Genomic DNA, 19493 nt, shown 5'->3' with positions numbered 1-19493 from the left:
TCCCAAACCCGCAGATCGAACTCCAACGGGTGAAGGCCTTTTATCTTACGGTAAGCGCATGGCGGGTGACTTCCCCGCGAGAGCGAATTCATTCGCGAAGGGGACATGCCTGAAAACATTCAATGACTGACACACCGCCTTCGCGAATGAATTCGCTCCCACCAGAATGGCGCTAATACTCAGTGCTACTGCATATCCCGCCAGGTCAGATAAACCCGCAGATCGAACTCCAACTGGTGATAGCCAGGCTGCATGTGCTCGCACAGCTTGTAGAACGCCTTGTTGTGGTCCGATTCCTTGAAGTGCGCCAGCTCGTGTACGACGATCATCTTCAGGAATTCCGGAGGCGCTTCCTTGAAGAGCGAGGCGACACGGATTTCCTTCTTGGCCTTGAGCTTGCCGCCCTGCACCCGTGAAATCGTTGTGTGCAGACCCAATGCGCGATGGGTCAGATCGAGGCGGTTATCGAACAGCACCTTGTCGATGTTCGGCGCATTGCGCAGGTATTCCTGCTTGAGACCCAGCGCATACGCGTACAACGCCTTGTCGCTCTGCACGTCATGACGCTCAGGGTAGCGCTGCTGAAGGTAGTCGCCCAGTTTGTTCATGGCGATGAGCTGTCTGACCTGATCCTGAAGTGCTGCCGGATAGGCCTGAAGGTATTTGAGCGGAGCAGTCGCCGATGCAGTCATGAGCCGTAACGTAGTATGAAAGGCGCCAGTGTACAGAAATCACTGTTGTTTCAGACTCTCCCAGTCAAAAACCTTCGGAAAGCTCAATGCCTCGTCGGCCAACATCGGTCGCGCCACCAGATAACCCTGAATCAACTGACAACCGTTGTCGGCCAGCCACTGATATTGCTCAAGGGTCTCGACGCCTTCTGCGATCACCAGCACGTTCAGATTACGACACAGATCAATGATGCTACGCGCCACCGCGGTATCACGCGGCGTGGTGAGCATACCGGCGATGAAATGCCGGTCGATCTTCAGGGTATCGATGTCCAGATTGCGCAAATGGGTCAGCGAGCACTCGCCCACACCGAAATCATCCAGCGCGATACTCACGCCAATGTCATGCAAGTGACGGATCTGATTACGGCTGTGCGCCAGGTTATGCACCAGCGACGCCTCGGTGAGCTCCACTTCCAGCTGCCCCGGCTTGAGGTCATAGCGCTGCATGGCGCGGCGCAGCTCGGCAGCAAGGTTAGGCATGCAGAACTGGGTAGGGCTGACACTGATACTCAGCACCAGATCATCGTCGAAGACATCAATGCAGCGGCCACGATGTTCGGCACCCTGCTCGAAGATCCAGCCGCCGAGCTTGTTGATCAGGCGGGTCTCTTCAAGCAGAGGAATGAATACGCCTGGCGGCACATCACCAGCGCTTGGATGCTGCCATCGTAGCAACGCTTCGAATCCTCGCAATCGCCCATCGGCAATAGAAACCTGAGGCTGATAAACCATAGAGAAATCGTGACCATCGATGGCGGTGCGGACGCTGTCTTCAAGCATCAGCCTGGAGCGGGCGCGTCCGTTCATTTCCTGATCGTAGAAGCGATACTGCTGACGACCTGCGCGCTTGGCTTCGTACATCGCGATATCTGCGGCACGTAGCAGCCCGTCAAGATTGGAGCCGCAGTCCGGGAAGGTCGCGATACCAATACTGGCACCCAGCGTGACATCCAGACCATCGATCTGCCTGCGAACGGAAACCCGCTCGATGAGTTTCTCCGCCACTTTGGCGGCTTGCTCGGGGAAGTCCAGGCCGTCGATGACCACGGTGAATTCGTCGCCGCCCATGCGGGCCAGAACATCGTAGGGCCGCATGCAGTCCTTGAGTTGCTGGGACACCCAAAGCAGGACCTGATCCCCGGCGTCGTGGCCAAGGGAATCGTTGACCCGCTTGAAACCGTCCAGATCCAGATACAACAGCACCAGGAACCGGCCTGGCTGGTCATTGCGCAACAACAAGCCTTCGACCGCCTGGTAGAAGCCGCGTCTGTTGAGCAATCCGGTCAAGGCATCAGTAACGGCTTGCTGCTCCAGTTGCTGATAAAGATCGCGCACCACCGACATGTCCAGAATGCTGAACACCATGGATTTCTGCTCGGCCGGCAATGGCGCGCAGGACAATGCCACCGGCAGTTTCCGGCCTTCACTGGTGCGCAGAACCGCATCGTGCAAGCGATAGATTTCGGCATTGCGGTAATGGCGATAGAACCCGGATTGCGCCCAATCGACGACCTCCGGTTCAATCAGGTAATCAATCACGCTGGTCCCGCCCAGTGTCTCGGCACTGGCACCCAACAGGCGACAGATTGCAGGGTTGGCGAAGTTGATCAGCCCGGCCTCGTTGACGACCAGAATGCCTTCGTCGATGTTATCCAGTACCGAAGCGTTAAAGGCTCTGGCAGCTTCCAGCTCTCGGGAAATTCGCTGCAGGGCGCGCTGATTCTGCTGTTGCTCCAGCAACACCTGAACCTTGGGCCTGAGAACGTTGGGATCAAACGGTTTGAAGAGGTAGTCAATCGCGCCACTGGCGTAGCCGCGATGCACAGCATCCTGAGATTGCTCGTTGGCAGTCAGGAAAATAATCGGGGTCAGCCGCGTTCGCTGGCTGCCGCGCATCAAGCGGGCAACTTCGAAACCATCCATCCCGGGCATCTGAACATCGAGCAGGACCAGATCGACTTCGCGCTCCAGAAGCACTGTCAACGCCTCGATGCCCGAGCTCGCCGTGACGATGCACCAGTCCTGCCTTTGCAGCACCGCACGCATTGTCACCAGGTTCTCTGGATAGTCATCCACCACCAACAAAACAGAACAGCCATCACCCGGCTTGGTTTGCGCGCATTCCATGCAACTTCTCTTATGTGGCACGACATCCAGGGACAGTCGTTTTTGATTTCCAATCGGGCAACTCTAGTCGGCTCTGACGGAAACTGAAGATACCTTTGTGACCGCCTTCACTAAAGTTCACATTTAACCGACTAACGGTCATGTCCTACAGGCCACATGGCGCAGGCCCTACAGCCAATGTGACAGCACTTTGACGTCATCCGTTCGGCAATTAATTATTAACAGTTTGTTATTGAGAACGTATAACAACAACCCGGAAAGGCTTGACCTAGACAGCCCTTACTGGCAAAGCGACATATTGGAAAACAACTTATGGTAGATATGGCTTCGTGGAATCTGAGTATTCCTGTGGGTTCGCCCCCCAAAACAATCGAAACGTCCCAGTTGAAAAAAGGCTATGACGGTAAGTATTTTCGTTCAGAGTCGGGCTACATCTTCTTCTGGTCACCCGTCACCGGATCAAAAACCGAAAACGCCAAGTACCCGCGAAGTGAACTGCGCGAAACCTGGTCCGACGGCACCCTGCACAACTGGATGTATCCGCAAGCCGATAACAAGCTCGACGCCACACTTGAAGTCAATCAGGTGCCCTCCTCGGGCAAAATCGTGATTGGCCAGATACACGCCTACGAAAGCACCGAGCCGATGCTGAAGGTTGAGTATCAGTACAAGGAAGACACCAAGTCGGGAAATATAGTTGCGAAGTTCAGAAAGCGCTATGACGACAAGGAAAGCCGCGTCATTCAGATTGCCGAAGGCGTACCGCTGAACGAGCGCTTCAATTACAAGATCCACCTCAGCCCCGGAGGAGATCTGAGCGTCAGCGCGAGAGGCAAGAACTGGAGCAGCCCGGTCAGCACCTCCTGGCGTGACAAGCCGCTGTACTTCAAGGCAGGGGTTTACGTGCAGGACAACAAGGGCTACAGCAGCGAAGGCGGCAAAGCCACCTTCTATAAGCTGGATATTGATCACAACAAGACGTAGGGCTGAATTTCTGTTGCCCCAGCTCTCTGCAGGAGCTCACGAGCAACGCGAGGCAGCGATAGCGTTCTGCCTGATACACCGCCATCGCGGCCTCGCGTTGCTCGTGCGCTCCTACAGAATCATTTCAATTCAATGGCTCGCTGCTTTGAACTCTTTCTCGGCCAGCTCAAAACGCGCCTGCATACCCGCCGAAGGGCCTTTGCCCAACAGGCTGAACACCACGATAGCGATGCTGGCGAACAGGAAGCCGGGGATGATTTCGTACAGGCCCCATATACCCAGCTGCTTCCAGACAATCACAGTGATTGCGCCGACCAGTACACCCGCCAGCGCGCCGTTACGGGTCATGCCTTTCCACAGGACCGAGATCAACACCACCGGACCAAACGCAGCGCCGAATCCTGCCCAGGCATAACTCACCAGGCCCAACACGCGATTATTCGGATCAGCAGCCAGCACGATGGAAATGATCGCAATCAGCAGGACCATGCCGCGACCGACCCAGACCAGCTCTTTCTGCGAAGCGTGTTTACGCAGGAAAGCTTTATAGAAGTCTTCAGTCAGCGCACTCGAACACACCAGCAACTGACAGCTCAAGGTACTCATCACCGCAGCCAGAATCGCCGAGAGCAGCACGCCGGTCACCCACGGGTTGAACAGCAGTTTGGCCAATTCGATGAACACCCTCTCCGGGTTTTCAGTGACAGGCCCTGCTACTTCCGGATGCGCCGAGAAGTAGGCAATCCCGAAAAAGCCCGCAGCAACCGTACCGCCCAGACACAGGATCATCCAGGTCATGGAAATGCGCCGGGCACTGGCAATCGACTTCACCGAGTCTGCCGCCATGAAACGCGCCAGAATGTGCGGCTGGCCGAAATAACCCAGGCCCCAGCCCATCAGGGAGATGATGCCGATGATGCTGGTGTTGCGGAACATGTCGAAATTGGCAGGATCCTTGGCTTCGATGGCCAGGAAGGTTGCATCAACACCGCCGGTCGCCAGCAGCACGATGATCGGCGTAAGGATCAATGCGAAGATCATCAGCGTTGCCTGAACCGTGTCCGTCCAGCTTACCGCCAGGAAACCACCCACAAACGTGTAGGCGATGGTTGCGGCAGCACCGGCCCACAGTGCAGTTTCGTAAGACATACCGAAGGTGCTTTCAAACAGGCGTGCACCGGCAACAATGCCCGAAGCGCAATAAATGGTGAAGAACACCAGAATCACCACGGCGGATATCACCCGCAGCAAGCCGCTTTTGTCTTCAAATCGACTGGTGAAATAGTCCGGCAGGGTCAAAGCATCGCCGTTGTGCTCGGTCTGCACACGCAAACGACCCGCGACAAATAACCAGTTCAGATACGCACCGACGATGAGCCCAATGGCAATCCAGCTTTCCGACAGGCCAGACATATAAATAGCACCCGGCAGGCCCATCAATAGCCAGCCGCTCATGTCCGATGCACCTGCCGACAACGCCGTAACAACGCTGCCCAGGCTACGACCGCCAAGAATGTAATCAGAGAGATTATTGGTTGAGCGATAAGCCATCAGGCCGATCAGCACCATTGCTGCGATATAGATCACGAAGGTGATCAGGGTGGGATTGCTGACACTCATTGGTATTTCGCCTTGGCATTGTTTTTATTTAGCGAGGTCGACTTTGACCGGGAGATTAATAGCCAAGACGCAGAAAAAAGCGGCAGATTTTCTGGCCTCACTCCCAGCCGAAGCCAGTCCCGCGAGAACAATTCTTGGTCGCAGATGCGACATCGCGACGCATCCTATTCAACAACTCATCAGCGGTGCAACCCATTTACCATCAAAAAGTTGCACCTCAACGTTACCTCCCTTCGTTTTTTTCGAAATCTGCCCTGTTCCAGAGCATGCGCTGCCTTTCATCCGTACATCAGCACTGCGGTTGTGCACCAGAGAATGTCAAAGCAGGACAGGCTGGCAGATCCCGGAAATATTCATCAAAAAAAGGGTTGCACCCGGTTGCACCCCGCCCCACTCATGGCTAATCTTGTCCGACAACCAAGGCCACGTTGCAGTGGCACGATGAGGACAGCACATGGCGACCACCACCCTGGGTGTCAAACTTGACGACCCGACCCGCGAGCGATTGAAAGCAGCCGCTCAGTCCATTGACCGGACTCCGCACTGGCTCATCAAACAGGCGATTTTCAATTACCTGGAAAAGCTCGAAGGTGGCGCAACCCTCTCCGAACTCAATGGCTCAGCGAGCAAAGATGGCGATGACCATGGCGAATTGCCGGTGGACACCACTCACCAGTGCTTCCTTGAGTTCGCTGAAAGCATCCTGCCGCAATCGGTGCTCCGCGCAGCAATCACCGCCGCTTACCGCCGTCCTGAACCGGAAGTGGTGCCGATGCTCATTGAACAGGCACGCCTGCCTGTAGCCATGGCAGAAGCGACCAACAAGCTCGCCGCGACCATAGCCGAGAAACTGCGCAATCAGAAAAGCGCTGGCGGTCGTGCGGGAATCGTTCAGGGCCTGCTGCAGGAATTTTCGCTGTCGTCTCAGGAAGGCGTGGCACTGATGTGCCTGGCCGAAGCGCTGCTGCGCATCCCGGACAAAGGCACGCGCGACGCATTGATCCGCGACAAGATCAGCACCGGCAACTGGCATCCGCACCTCGGCAACAGCCCTTCGCTGTTCGTCAACGCTGCGACCTGGGGTTTGCTGCTGACCGGCAAGCTGGTGTCGACCCACAACGAAGCCGGGCTGACCTCTTCCCTGAGCCGTATCATCGGCAAGAGCGGCGAGCCCATGATCCGCAAGGGTGTGGACATGGCTATGCGCTTGATGGGCGAGCAGTTCGTCACCGGTGAAACCATCGGCGAAGCGCTGGCCAACGCGAGCCGCTTTGAAGCCAAAGGCTTCCGTTACTCCTACGACATGCTCGGCGAAGCCGCACTGACCGAGCACGACGCACAGAAATACCTGGCCTCCTACGAGCAGGCGATCCACTCCATCGGCAAGGCGTCCCATGGTCGTGGTATCTACGAAGGTCCGGGCATCTCGATCAAGCTGTCTGCGCTGCATCCACGTTACAGCCGCGCCCAGTATGAGCGCGTCATGGAAGAGCTGTACCCGCGCCTGCTGTCGCTGACCCTGCTGGCCAAGCAATACGATATCGGCCTGAACATCGACGCCGAAGAAGCCGACCGCCTTGAGCTGTCACTGGATCTGCTTGAGCGCCTGTGCTTCGAGCCGCAACTGACCGGCTGGAACGGCATCGGCTTTGTGATCCAGGCTTACCAGAAGCGCTGCCCGTATGTGATCGACTACGTGATCGATCTGGCCCGCCGCAGCCGCCACCGCCTGATGATTCGCCTGGTGAAAGGCGCTTACTGGGACAGCGAAATCAAGCGCGCCCAGGTCGAAGGTCTGGAAGGTTATCCGGTCTATACCCGCAAGGTGTACACCGACGTTTCCTACATCGCTTGTGCCCGCAAACTGCTGTCGGTGCCGGAAGTCATCTACCCGCAATTCGCGACGCACAACGCTCACACTCTGTCGGCCATTTACCACATCGCCGGTCAGAACTATTACCCCGGCCAGTACGAATTCCAGTGCCTGCACGGCATGGGTGAACCGCTTTACGAACAAGTCGTGGGCAAGGTCGCCGATGGCAAGCTGAACCGACCGTGTCGCGTATATGCGCCGGTAGGCACCCACGAAACACTGCTGGCCTATCTGGTGCGTCGCCTGCTGGAAAACGGGGCGAACACTTCGTTCGTTAACCGGATTGCCGATCAGTCGATTTCCATTCAGGAACTGGTGGCTGACCCAGTGGCCAGCATCGAGCGCATGGCGACTCAGGAAGGCGGCTTCGGCCTGCCACACCCGCGTATCCCTCTGCCGCGTGATCTGTATGGTGCCGAGCGCGCCAACTCCAGCGGTATTGACCTGGCGAACGAACATCGTCTGGGCTCGCTGTCTTCTGCCCTTCTGGCCACCGCTCACAACGACTGGAAGGCTGCCCCGATGCTCGGCAGCCCTGCCAGTGAAGGCACAGCCACCCCGTTGCTTAATCCGTCTGATCTGCGTGACGTCGTGGGGCATGTGCAGGAAGCCAGTCTGGAAGATGTCGACAGCGCCCTACTCTGCGCCCTGAGCTCCGGCCCGATCTGGCAAGCCACTCCGCCGGCCGAACGCGCGGCTATCCTGGAGCGTGCCGCCGACCTGATGGAAGCAGAAATCCAGCCATTGATGGGCCTGCTGGCTCGCGAGGCGGGCAAAACCTTCGCCAACGCTATCGCTGAAGTGCGCGAAGCGGTGGACTTCCTGCGCTATTACGCGGTGCAGGCGCGCAATGATTTCAGTAACGACGCGCACCGCCCGCTGGGCCCGGTGGTCTGTATCAGCCCGTGGAACTTCCCGCTGGCGATCTTCAGCGGTCAAGTCGCCGCTGCCCTCGCTGCCGGTAACCCGGTGCTGGCCAAACCGGCGGAACAAACGCCACTGATTGCCGCACAAGCTGTTCGTATTCTGCTCGAAGCGGGCATTCCTGAAGGCGTGCTGCAATTGTTGCCGGGACGCGGTGAAACGGTGGGTGCGCGTCTGGTCGGCGACGATCGGGTCAAAGGCGTGATGTTCACCGGCTCCACCGAAGTTGCTCGTCTGTTGCAACGCAACATTGCCGGTCGCCTTGATGCGCAAGGTCGCCCGATCCCGTTGATCGCGGAAACCGGTGGCCAGAACGCCATGATCGTCGATTCCTCGGCGCTCACCGAGCAAGTGGTTGTCGACGTAGTATCTTCCGCGTTCGACAGCGCCGGTCAGCGTTGCTCGGCCCTGCGCGTGCTGTGCCTGCAGGAAGACTCTGCAGACCGCGTCATCGAAATGCTCAAAGGTGCCATGGCTGAATGCCGCCTCGGCAACCCGGAACGTCTGTCTGTGGACATCGGCCCGGTAATCGATGCTGAAGCCAAGGCAGGCATCGACAAACACATTCAAGGCATGCGCGACAAAGGCCGTACGGTCTATCAGGTTGCAATCGCTGATGGCGAAGAAATCAAGCGCGGCACCTACGTGATGCCGACACTGATCGAGCTGGAAAGCTTTGACGAACTACAACGTGAAATCTTCGGTCCGGTGCTGCACGTGGTTCGCTACAAGCGCAAGGAACTGGACACCCTGATCGGCCAGATCAACGCCTCTGGTTATGGCCTGACGCTCGGCGTACATACTCGTATCGACGAGACGATTGCCAAGGTCATCGACAACGTCAACGCGGGCAACGTTTACGTTAACCGCAACATCGTCGGTGCCGTGGTAGGCGTGCAACCGTTCGGCGGCGAAGGCCTGTCGGGCACAGGCCCGAAAGCTGGTGGTCCGCTGTATCTGTATCGCCTGCTGTCGACCCGTCCCGTCGATGCAATTGAGCAATCGTTCGTGCGTGGCGACGCCTTGGCGACACCGGATACCCGGATGCGCGAAGCGTTGACCAAGCCCTTGCAGGCACTCAAAACCTGGGCAACCGGCAATCAGCAGCCTGAGCTGGATCAGCTTTGCAGCCAGTTTGCAGTGCAATCGCAAAGCGGTATCACCCGCCTGCTGGCTGGCCCTACAGGCGAGCGCAACAGCTACAGCATCCTGCCGCGCGAACACGTGCTGTGCCTTGCTGAAGCGGAAAGCGACCTGCTGATCCAGTTAGCTGCGGTTCTGGCGGTCGGCAGCAGTGCGATCTGGCCTGACAACGCGCTCAGCAAGCCACTGCGTGCGCGACTGCCAAAAGAAGTACAGGCACGCATCAAGCTGGTAGCCGACTGGACGAAAGACGAGGTGCTGATTGATGCCGTTCTGCATCATGGCGACTCGGACCAGTTGCGCGTGATCTGCGAGCAAGTGGCCCAACGCCCGGGCGCAATCGTCGGTGTCAACGGCTTGTCCCATGGCGAAACCAACGTTGCACTGGAGCGCCTGGTGATTGAACGCGCACTGAGCGTCAACACCGCAGCTGCGGGGGGTAATGCGAGCTTGATGACCATCGGTTGATGGGCTGACGGGACAATAAAAGAGAGAGCTTCGGCTCTCTTTTTTATTGTCAAAACTTTAAAATCTTGACACCTAATCTGCCTGCTGATTCGCTATAAAAACAGATTTAAACCATCCAGAATAATTGCACTATATACCTCACCCACTCGCCAGCAACGCAACAACAAAAAACCATTGCACTCTCTAATACTCTGTGATTAAACGCCGCTACCGACTGATTAATTAATCTTTCGAAAACTATATAATTAACGCAACTAGAGTTTAGAAAATGCCTATCTTAAAAAATCAACTAATTGAGTTTGATCCTGCCTTTGGTATCAATGGCAAACTTGACGTCCGCCCGCCTGGCAACTTCCGCAATGACTTGTCGAACCTGGCCATGGATGCATCCGGCCTGCGTTTAATGATTTATGGGGCCTACGAACGCGAAACACCGAACCTGTCCGTTCCGGGCGTTGCCTCTCTTTACCTGAACGGTGACTTCGATACCCGTTTCGGGGACAGGCACGACGGCCTGACCATCGCGCCACCGAGTATCCTGGCACAGAGCGCCAGCGGTTTCGCCAGGCTGAACAATGGATCATTCTTCATCACCGGATCAGCGTCCCAACAACTTCCGCTCCTCAGGTATGACCATGAAGGGCGACTCATGTACGTCATGGACCTTGCCGAGGGTCCGCAATATTCCACTCCACGATTACTGGGGATGGGTGAAGCCGTCTTGCTGGCCAGCTCCGACCGTAACGGGGGGATTATTTATTGCCGCAACTACGAAACAGAAGAACCTTATTTCGGCACTGACGGCAAGGCAACTTTCCTGACCGGTAATAGTTATGTATCTACCTTGCACATGGCGCGCGGTAGTGATGACTCATTTTATCTGGCCGGGGAAGTAGGCAATGATGGCTATATTCTGCGCATGACCCGCACAGGCGAACTGGATCAAGGCTTTGCCGACGGCGGTGTATACAAAGTCCGGATGGTGGACGCCCGTTACAACGCGTGTCGCAGAGTGATAGCCCTTCCTGATGGTAAAGTTCTTGCGCTGATCAACGGCTCCGGCTCCGATCTCGGCGCAGGCAGCCACATGATTCGCCTGACCGCCACCGGGCGAATCGACACTACATTCAATCGCGGCGAACCCTTGCGCATCCCAGGCGAAGTCGGCGAAGACCTGGCACTGCAGGCAGATGGCAGAATCCTGGTGGCTAATCGCGGCGTGATGACAGGCAACCAGCTGACCCGCTATCTGCCTGATGGCCTGCTGGACATCGAATTCGGCAACGAAGGGACTGGCTCAATCACGTTCACCAATGAACAGATCGGTTTCGTGAAAGCCGTGATGGTTCAGCCTGACGGCAAGATTGTGATTGGCGGAACATCGGGCTCGATTACTACGCTGCTGAGGTTGCTGGCGTAAGACCTGACCGCTACGGGCGCACCCATGCCGCATGGCTAGCCGGTCCCACTGAATGACGCAGAACCTGTGGGAGCCGGGCTTGCCCGCGATAAGGCTGGAAGCGGTTTAGTTTAGATAGCGGTGCCCTTATCGCGGGCAAGCCCGGCTCCCACAAGGATAGTATTTCAATCAGATGTATTGGGTCTCACAGCAACCCGGTTACTTTCGCTAACGAAACGCCCTGCAAATCGGGCGTTTCCGACAGGCTTGTCCCTTTCTTTTGCGGGAAACTTCCTAGAGACTCCTGACCCCGTTGCGTGGGTGTTCTTGTCTCTCTAGGCTGCGTCGGTCACTGCTCATCAGTGATCGGGTTTAGCAGCCCCAGGATGAATCACCACGCAAAAATACCGTTTATGGCGGCTTTGCGTGGGGCACCTTCGGGTGCGCCGGTTTTTGGTGATTTTCCCCGGTCTGCTAACCCGCGACAAAGCCGCCACCTTCAATCGTTTAGCAGCGTTTGTCTGGTGGCCTTAATAAGGAAAGTGACCATGACAACAGTAACGCCAGCTCCACCGCATCTCACGCTCGAACAATCCCTTCTCCACATCTCCGAACTCCTGCGTTGCGCAGCAGCAACCGCCTACGAATCCGGTGACAGCCTCAACGGCCCGAAGCGCGACCTGGCCTTTTCCGTCGTTCACCTGATCGGCATGGCCCGGACCGAACTGGATCGCTCATTAGCGGGAGTTGAAGCTCGATAAATTCCAGCCAGACAGGCCGTCTCGGCAACAAGTTGCCTCCTACCTGACACGGCGCTGTCTCGCAGCAAACACTGGGCTTGTAGGAGCTGCCGAAGGCTGCGATCGCGGTGTATCAGGAGAAATGCTTCGCAGCCTTCGGCAGCTCCTACAGAAAAGCATTCCAAATCAGGTGATTACATTTTTTTGATGAGCAGCACCTGCCAAGCAGCCTCACGCCTGCTTTCCCCCACCATCACCCAAATCAATCATCCTGTGCAGCTCAAAAGCACGCGCCTAGACTCAACCCACTTCAACAACAAGGTACAGGGTCATGTCCGAGTCGCTGCTCAGTTCCCGCAATCTGGCGTTCGAGCTTTACGAAGTGCTGGACGCCGAAGCGCTGACCCGGCGTGAGCGGTTTGCCGAACACAATCGCGAGACGTTCGACGCAGCAATTGGCACGGCGCGCACCATCGCTGAAAAGTACTTCGCGCCACACAACCGCAAGGCCGATGAGAATGAGCCACGCTATGAAAATGGCGAAGCGGTTCTGATCCCCGAGGTCAAACCTGCCGTTGATGCGTTTCTTGAGGCGGGTTTTCTGAATGCAGCACGCAGCTTTGAAGACGGCGGCATGCAACTGCCGACGCTTTTATCCCAAGCCTGTTTTGCACATTTTCAAGCCGCAAATGCAGGCTCTACGGCCTATCCGTTCCTGACCATGGGCGCGGCAAACCTGATCGAAAGCTTCGGCAGCGAGGAGCAGAAAAAGCGCTTCCTGCAACCGATGATCGAAGGCCGTTTCTTCGGCACCATGGCGTTAACCGAACCCCATGCAGGCTCATCCCTTTCAGACATTCGCACCCGCGCTGAACCCCACGAGGACGGCAGCTATCGTCTGCGGGGCAACAAGATTTTTATCTCCGGTGGCGATCACCAGTTGTCGGAAAACATCTTGCACATGGTGCTCGCCAAGTTGCCGGATGCGCCTGCCGGGGTGAAAGGTATTTCACTGTTTATCGTGCCCAAGTTTCTGGTCAACGAAGACGGCAGCCTTGGGCCGCGTAACGATGTGATCCTGGCCGGGTTATTCCACAAGATGGGTTGGCGCGGCACCACCTCAACAGCCCTTAACTTTGGTGATAACGGGCAGTGTGTCGGCTACCTGGTGGGCAAGCCGCATCAGGGCCTGAACTGCATGTTTCAGATGATGAACGAGGCACGTATCGGCGTGGGCATGGGTGCAGTCATGCTGGGTTATGCGGGTTATCTCTATTCCCTGGATTACGCTCGCGAACGGCCACAAGGACGTCTGCCTGACAGCAAAAGCCCGGAAAGCGCTCCGGTGCCGATCATCCAGCACGCCGACGTCAAGCGCATGCTGCTCACCCAAAAAGCTTACGTGGAAGGTGCGTTCGATCTGGGCCTGTATGCGGCGCGACTGTTCGATGACACCACCACCGGAGAAACAGAAGAGGCGCGTCAGAGTGCCCAACAGTTGCTGGACTTGCTCACGCCCATCGTCAAAGCCTGGCCATCGGAGTTTTGCCTGAAGGCCAACGAACTGGCGATCCAGATTCTGGGAGGCCATGGCTACACCCGCGAATACCCGGTGGAGCAGCATTACCGCGACAACCGCTTGAACCCGATCCACGAGGGTACCAACGGTATCCAGTCACTGGACCTCTTGGGCCGCAAGCTGGCGCAAAACGGCGGTGCGGGCCTCAAGCAATTATTGCGGCTGATTGCCGACACCTCACAACGCGCTCAAGCACATGAAGCATTGACCGAACTGCGCCAGCCACTGGAGCAATTGGTGGCGCGCCTGCAAGCCGTGACACTTGGCCTGCTGGGCGATCTGGCGCAGGGAAAAGTGAACGCGACCCTGGCCAATTCGGCGCTGTATCTAAAAGTTTTCGGTCACACCGTGATCGGCTGGCGGTGGCTGGAACAGGCCATTCGAGCACAACAAGGCCTTGCCAATGGCAGCGAGGCCGATAGGGACTTCTATCAGGGCAAACTGCAGGCCGCCCGATACTTCCTGACGTGGGAGGTGCCGGGCTGTCATCACGAACTGACAATTCTTGAAGCGCGTGATGACCTATGCCTGGCGATGCAAAGTGAATGGTTCTGAATCAGGTCGCCGACGGGAAGAACATATCCAGCAGCGCTGATCCCTGCGGCCCGAGTCTCGCCGCGTATTGCTCACGACTGAATGGCTCGCCCGTGCGCAGATCAAAGATACGGCCTGCAGGCTCACCGGTACGATGACGACCGGCTGGACTTTCGCTCAAGCGCACCTTGATGAATTTGAAATGCTCGCCCACTACCTCCTCAATGTTTTCGATCCTGAAAAAGGTACCGGGTTTGAAGACTGATTCAGCTTCCTCCCAATCCCCCGAAAAAGGCGCTATTGGGGTTGCCGTGCGATAGGCCTTGGCCGGAACTTCGAAAACGATGGAGGTATCGTCGAACCTGATCACCGCACCGTCGTTGATGTGCAGCTGGAAAATATGCGATTGCACGCCGCCCTGGCTGCTGGAAAAAATACGCGCCACATAAGGGTTTTCGCTGAACGAGGTGAAGTCAGTGTTGACCAGAATATCCCCCGTTTTGATCGTCCCGCTGCGAAACGTAATGCCTGATGTACTGCGATGGCCGCTACCACCGCGATACAGGTCCACGTCGTTGTTGCAGCCGATGCTGTCGATATCCTCGGCAAGCTCCTCGATCATTTCGATCTGATTGGGAAGTGTCGATTCGCCGGTGCGCAGGTAAACGTTGAAATCTTCGTCGCGCGCGGTGTAATCAGATACACGACCACCAATGTACTCATCCTCGGTTTTGAACAGCCGATGCTCGTCGCCCCAAGCGTCAACCAATAGCCGGTTGCCGTGTTCATCGGTGCTGATGAATCCACCGGTATCCATTTCCGAGTCGAAATCCGAAGCGGGGTCGTATTCCCGAACGCAGTCATCCACCACCGCCTTCTGCCGCGCGAGGGCTATTTTGGAGAGCTGCTCCTCTTCGAGCAGATCGAAGCGCATGTAGGTATCCCAGAATGCGGATCGGGTCGGGACCAGTGATTGTGATTGGGAGCCTGCCGATGAAGTTGCACCTTCAACTCCATCGATGGGAGAGCCGCCACCCAGGCGCGGTGGAGCCAGTAACTCCCACTCTCCCACAGCATTGAGCCGCACCGGTTTGAAGCCAAAGAAAGCGAACGGATTTTGAGGGTTGACGATGGCCCAGGTTCGCAAGGAGCTATTGTATGAAACACGATAAGGCAGGTTGCGGATTTCAATCCACGTTTCACCATTGGTTAGCACCCTGATGCCTTGCATGTGCCCGGACGCATCAGCAATGTCTTCATCCAGAATCACGTTACCGCGCATTTCGGCCAGAAACGCATCGCTATTTTGAGCAGGCACCCAGTCATCCACCGTTTCAATTGCAACGCCCGTTTCCGACAACGCGGCGCCCGCCCCCGCCATGTCCGGCAGGTTGAACACCACAAAAACCGAATTGAGGACAGCGCTGATCACCCCGGCCTTGCGCAGCCTTGATGTGTTGCCGTTAAGGGCCTGATCAATGCTCAAGCCGACATTGGTAAGTGCTGCCCCTACGAGCGTCAGGGTCAACGGCCATGCCAACGGGGCGATCCCGTCGAACACCTGGGTGAAGGCGTTCAGATAGCCCATCATCATTTGCTTGCGCAGGTCGGAGTTCGAAGTGAGCAGCAGATATCCCTGCGCCTGCATGTTGGCCTGGGCACGTTCACGCAGGTGCTCGAACACGTCTGTGACAATCTGCTGATCGATGCGATTGATGACTTTCTGATCGGACCACTCATGCCTTTGCAATTGCCCGATCCAACTGTCAAACACTCCGCTGTCCTGCTCCTTGGCGGCCTGCGAGGAAAAGAAATGCAACGTAAAGGTCGACCGCGACGCGTCAGTCGCGCATTGTTCCAACACCCAGGCGTGCAAAGCAGCATCACTGGCAAAGAAATGAAACGCAGGCCGTTGAGAAGGCACGTATAAAATCTGGCCTCCCTTGCCATCGACAATTCGAACAATGTCGTGGGCGACATACTCTCCGATATCGAAACTGCGGAACGTGATGCCTTGTTGCGGAACGACACGCGCACGCAGCACCGCGCGGGTCATGACATCCGGCACCGAGGCGGCTACGGCATCAATAACCGTCTGGTAGTACTCGTCCGGTAATCTGTCGGCACGCTTTGCGTTAGCGGCGGCGGCCAGAAAATGTGCTTTGGCGAGGGTGCGGAAATTTTCGCCATGCGCGGCCCAGAAGCGCTTCACTGCGCCTGTGTAGATCGTCGCAAAGTCCGCAGCCCAGAAATCATTCAGTACATCCTGGGGTAAAAGCGCGACTTCGTTATGCTCGTTGAAAACCCGGCACTCTGGCCCATCGGTGTAAAAGCCACCCGTCTGTTGCAGCGTCCCGGGCGTTGCGTCCTGGTCCTCGGCGCTGAAGCGATGCATTACCAGTTCCACCAGGGTCGTGGATTCGGCAGGCTGACCAACATGTTCCCACCCAGTGAAAGTCCGCGGGCTGGAGCGGGTGCCGTCAGTAAAACGATGCCAGTAAATCTGATCCGGATTGAGATGCCCGACGGAATGTTTTTTCAGAATCCTGCGTGCCAAGGCATACGCCAGCCCGTGTATATCGGGGTAATCCTCCAGGAACCAGCGTGCCATCCTTTTCAGCCGGGATTCATCGTCGGAGTGACGTTGTTGAAGTGCTGCACGGTCAAAGCCGGTTGTTTTAGACGCCATTTTTATCCATTCCTTTGGATCTAGTGAGGGCTTATCCAATCAGCAAAGGAAGGGCGATGTGCAGTAATTAATTACCTACTTGCGATGAGCGACGCCGCTATCACTCGATGACTGGGCTTTGTACGAAAAGTCGGCGCGTGTAGAATTACCATCAAAAATCCCGTCGTTAAAGAGGGAGCCTTGCCCGAATCCATTCCAGCCGTGTGGGAGGCATCGTGATTGTGTAGTCTGTCTGGTCCTTGTCATCTTGATAGACAATGCTGTCTTCGGAAATCTTAAGCGGCTCATGTCCAGGTTGGCCGCCCCAGAAAACCTTATAATATCTCCTCGCTAACAGCTCGCCTTGATCGTCCAGAATAGTCAATCGGACCCTTTCCATACCATCGCCATTAAAAAAACTATTACTTACCCCGGCCCCGCAAATATTTATCACGAACGTTTTATTGTCGATTGTTTTCGCACCTCCATTTAACTTTTCAGTGTGGTTAAACCCCTGACAATTAGAATTGTCGAACAGGTTAAATACAGCGGAGTACATTGCCAAAACAAGCAACGTAAAAATAAAGAAGAAAAAAGAGCCGAAGTATTTTTTTCCTACAGGGGTTCTGAGAGGTTGCATACTGCATCCAGCTTTATGAAAACAGGCTTTTTAGCTTGTGGTTTTTTGGTGTACTGTAGATCATAACTCGCCACCCTGGCATTCTTTACTATTCATTATAATAGACAGGTGGCGAGCGAATACTCAAGGTAGAATGTAAAACTCAACGATATCAGAACGCAATGCCAAGGGGGCGATGGTGTTTTTGATCCAATATAAACCGGGCGATAAAGGCTGTCCTGGCGGCGGGATTGATGGAGAGTTTCAACGCTATGGCTGGAACTCGAATGACTTTTCGGATGCCAGATTCCCTCAGCCAGGAACCCTCCTCGATTTCCTTGCCAGGCACAAAGCCTTGGATACTGATTTCTTTTATTTCGGTAGCGAATTCATCTGCTCTGAAAAACTGCTGAACATAATCAGACTTTTCCGCTATGGCAGAATGGATACCATAGAAGTCCGCGTCCATCTTCAGGGACACAAATCATCGACAACACCCAAAAAATATTTTCTTTTACGCAGCCGGGAAATCAGGAGCCTGCTAGACAAAAAGAACGCTGTTTATGAAATCAGAAAAGACCCGACCACACACCTGCCTGAACAAGACAACTATCATGATGGCAGAGACATTTACGACTCGATAACACGATTTGTTGTTGAGAAAAAGGATATTGATTTAGACTTTTTTATTTGCAGTGAAATGCTCATGAAGGAATATGTCTTTTCATCAAGACTAAAGCAAGCCATCGAGTCAGAAAACTTAAAAGGCATGAGCTTCATTGATATCGAGGAAAGTATTTATGATGCGAAACTTGAATTCTAGCCTTCGCCTTGGCGAACCCATCACAATCGTAGATTTGATTAATTTTTTAAAATCCGGACCAGCAGTCCTAGACGACTTATGCTTGTATGCAGAGGAAGAAACAGAGCTCATAACGCCTGAAACAATCTGTTATCTGGATCGTTATCCAGAGATTATAAACGACGAAGATGTTCACAGTGAATTTGTAACCGCCAACGGACTTGAACTCCTGTATTACGGAGAGCAATTCAATGATGTGCTACGCAATATATACGAACAGAAACAAACTGCAGACATGGATATGGTCATCAGCGCACTGAACCACTACATGGATAATGACGATTTTTTAGATGTCGTCTGACTCAAGGTTCCGGCGCTAACGCATCGGCGCACGAACTGCCGATCAATTGACACAGACAGGACAGGTTCGTGAATATTATTATGGGAGTGGATATATGGTAAATCTGCAAGAGGCTCGACACTGGATTGAGGGAGAAGTTTATTCAAGCCTCCTTGAGCAAATGGTTCAAAACCCAAAACTGGCGACGAATGACAAAATCGTACCTGACGCATTACTGGGGTATGACGTTGAGGACATTAATGCAGCCGGTGTTACTGTAAAGGACCTTGAAGTAGTCGCCAGCGACAAGCTTTTTTGCGAGAAGTACGTGCTTGCAAAATTGAAAAGCATTGAGGGGACTGAGGATCAGCAGGAAGGAAAGCATAGTGAAGATGAAGATGACGTTCTACTAGAGACGCTCCCATTTTATAAAAACTTTCTGAACATTTATCTGATTGAACTGCACCTCCTGAAAACCAAACCGGAAATGCTGGATTCTTACCTGAAGAAAATCAGGATACCGAATGCTAAACAGTACGCGAAGCAACTGCGATCTGTTTATGAGTCGATACGTTAGGCCTTTGATGCAGCGGAACATCATTAAACGGATGTTCCGCTGGCTAAAACAGTACCGCAAAGCAGGCACTCGTTACGACAAGCAGACCTGGAGCTTCACGGCTATGGATACCTCGGTTCCTTGGGTGAAACTGGACGCGGGTTCAAAAGGCGGAAGCGAATTCATTCGCGAAGAGGCCATTACATTCAATGCATATACGTCGCCTGTACCGCCGCCTTCGCGGATGAATCCGCTCCTACCGGGCATGTGTCCGGCTCAATTTACGGGTACGCCACCATCCCCGGCGGGAGCGAATTCATTCGCGAAGAGGCCCTTACATTCAATGCATATCCGTCGCCTGTACCGCCGCCTTCGCGGATGAA

General features: G+C 55.2%; 13 protein-coding genes. 8 read left to right on the top strand and 5 right to left on the bottom strand.

The window, feature by feature from the left end; translation table 11 throughout:
* Positions 1 to 185 precede the first annotated feature (185 nt).
* Positions 186 to 692 (bottom strand): M48 family metallopeptidase, encoded by a 507-nt coding sequence (locus RX972_RS26355; protein ID WP_122707441.1) that lies wholly within the window; start codon positions 690 to 692, stop codon positions 186 to 188.
* A 39-nt stretch (positions 693 to 731) separates the two neighbouring features.
* Positions 732 to 2861 (bottom strand): putative bifunctional diguanylate cyclase/phosphodiesterase, encoded by a 2130-nt coding sequence (locus tag RX972_RS26350; protein WP_263269916.1) that lies wholly within the window; start codon positions 2859 to 2861, stop codon positions 732 to 734.
* 312 nt (positions 2862 to 3173) lie between these two features.
* On the opposite strand from RX972_RS26350, the gene RX972_RS26345 reads away from it, so the two are divergent.
* The gene (locus RX972_RS26345; protein ID WP_316879859.1) at positions 3174 to 3845 is read left to right on the top strand and encodes a polysaccharide lyase family 7 protein; all 672 of its coding nucleotides are present in this window, start codon (positions 3174 to 3176) and stop codon (positions 3843 to 3845) included.
* A gap of 129 nt (positions 3846 to 3974) precedes the next feature.
* Here the strand turns inward: RX972_RS26345 and putP are convergent, their stop codons facing one another.
* Complete coding sequence (gene putP / locus RX972_RS26340; protein ID WP_027901443.1) at positions 3975 to 5465, bottom strand: sodium/proline symporter PutP; 1491 nt, start codon at positions 5463 to 5465, stop codon at positions 3975 to 3977.
* 454 nt (positions 5466 to 5919) lie between these two features.
* Between putP and putA the strand changes: the two genes are divergently transcribed.
* The 4 genes from putA to RX972_RS26320 all read left to right on the top strand — a co-directional run bounded on the left by putA (position 5920) and on the right by RX972_RS26320 (position 14146).
* On the top strand, positions 5920 to 9873 hold the full coding sequence (gene putA, locus RX972_RS26335; RefSeq protein ID WP_316879857.1) for a trifunctional transcriptional regulator/proline dehydrogenase/L-glutamate gamma-semialdehyde dehydrogenase: 3954 nt from the start codon (positions 5920 to 5922) through the stop codon (positions 9871 to 9873).
* Positions 9874 to 10141: 268 nt separating this feature from the next.
* Positions 10142 to 11293, top strand: coding sequence for a hypothetical protein (locus RX972_RS26330; RefSeq protein ID WP_316879855.1), 1152 nt, complete (start codon positions 10142 to 10144; stop codon positions 11291 to 11293).
* 527 nt (positions 11294 to 11820) lie between these two features.
* On the top strand, positions 11821 to 12033 hold the full coding sequence (locus tag RX972_RS26325; RefSeq protein ID WP_122394873.1) for a DUF6124 family protein: 213 nt from the start codon (positions 11821 to 11823) through the stop codon (positions 12031 to 12033).
* A 310-nt stretch (positions 12034 to 12343) separates the two neighbouring features.
* Positions 12344 to 14146 (top strand): acyl-CoA dehydrogenase, encoded by a 1803-nt coding sequence (locus RX972_RS26320; RefSeq protein WP_316879851.1) that lies wholly within the window; start codon positions 12344 to 12346, stop codon positions 14144 to 14146.
* Between the two features lies 1 nt (position 14147).
* Here the strand turns inward: RX972_RS26320 and RX972_RS26315 are convergent, their stop codons facing one another.
* On the bottom strand, positions 14148 to 16814 hold the full coding sequence (locus tag RX972_RS26315; protein ID WP_316879849.1) for a dermonecrotic toxin domain-containing protein: 2667 nt from the start codon (positions 16812 to 16814) through the stop codon (positions 14148 to 14150).
* Positions 16815 to 16980: 166 nt separating this feature from the next.
* Positions 16981 to 17433 carry a hypothetical protein gene (locus tag RX972_RS26310; RefSeq protein ID WP_316879847.1) on the bottom strand — a complete coding sequence of 151 codons (453 nt, stop codon included), beginning with the start codon at positions 17431 to 17433 and terminating at the stop codon, positions 16981 to 16983.
* Positions 17434 to 17611: 178 nt separating this feature from the next.
* Here RX972_RS26310 and RX972_RS26305 point away from each other — a divergent pair, with 178 nt between their 5' ends.
* The 3 genes from RX972_RS26305 (at position 17612) to RX972_RS26295 (ending at position 19131) form a co-directional block, all read left to right on the top strand.
* Positions 17612 to 18235, top strand: coding sequence for an Imm43 family immunity protein (locus tag RX972_RS26305; RefSeq protein ID WP_231675837.1), 624 nt, complete (start codon positions 17612 to 17614; stop codon positions 18233 to 18235).
* A complete protein-coding gene (locus RX972_RS26300; protein WP_316879844.1) occupies positions 18213 to 18575 on the top strand; it encodes a hypothetical protein in 363 nt (120 codons plus the stop codon). The genes RX972_RS26305 and RX972_RS26300 overlap by 23 nt, the downstream gene beginning before the upstream one ends.
* 94 nt (positions 18576 to 18669) lie before the next feature.
* Complete coding sequence (locus tag RX972_RS26295; RefSeq protein WP_316879842.1) at positions 18670 to 19131, top strand: hypothetical protein; 462 nt, start codon at positions 18670 to 18672, stop codon at positions 19129 to 19131.
* The last annotated feature ends 362 nt before the right edge of the window (positions 19132 to 19493 follow it).

The organism is Pseudomonas syringae group sp. J309-1 (assembly GCF_032582135.1).
Lineage (GTDB): Bacteria > Pseudomonadota > Gammaproteobacteria > Pseudomonadales > Pseudomonadaceae > Aquipseudomonas > Aquipseudomonas quasicaspiana.
Note: the sequence above shows the minus strand (reverse complement) of the source record. Positions and strands in the feature narration are given on the sequence as shown.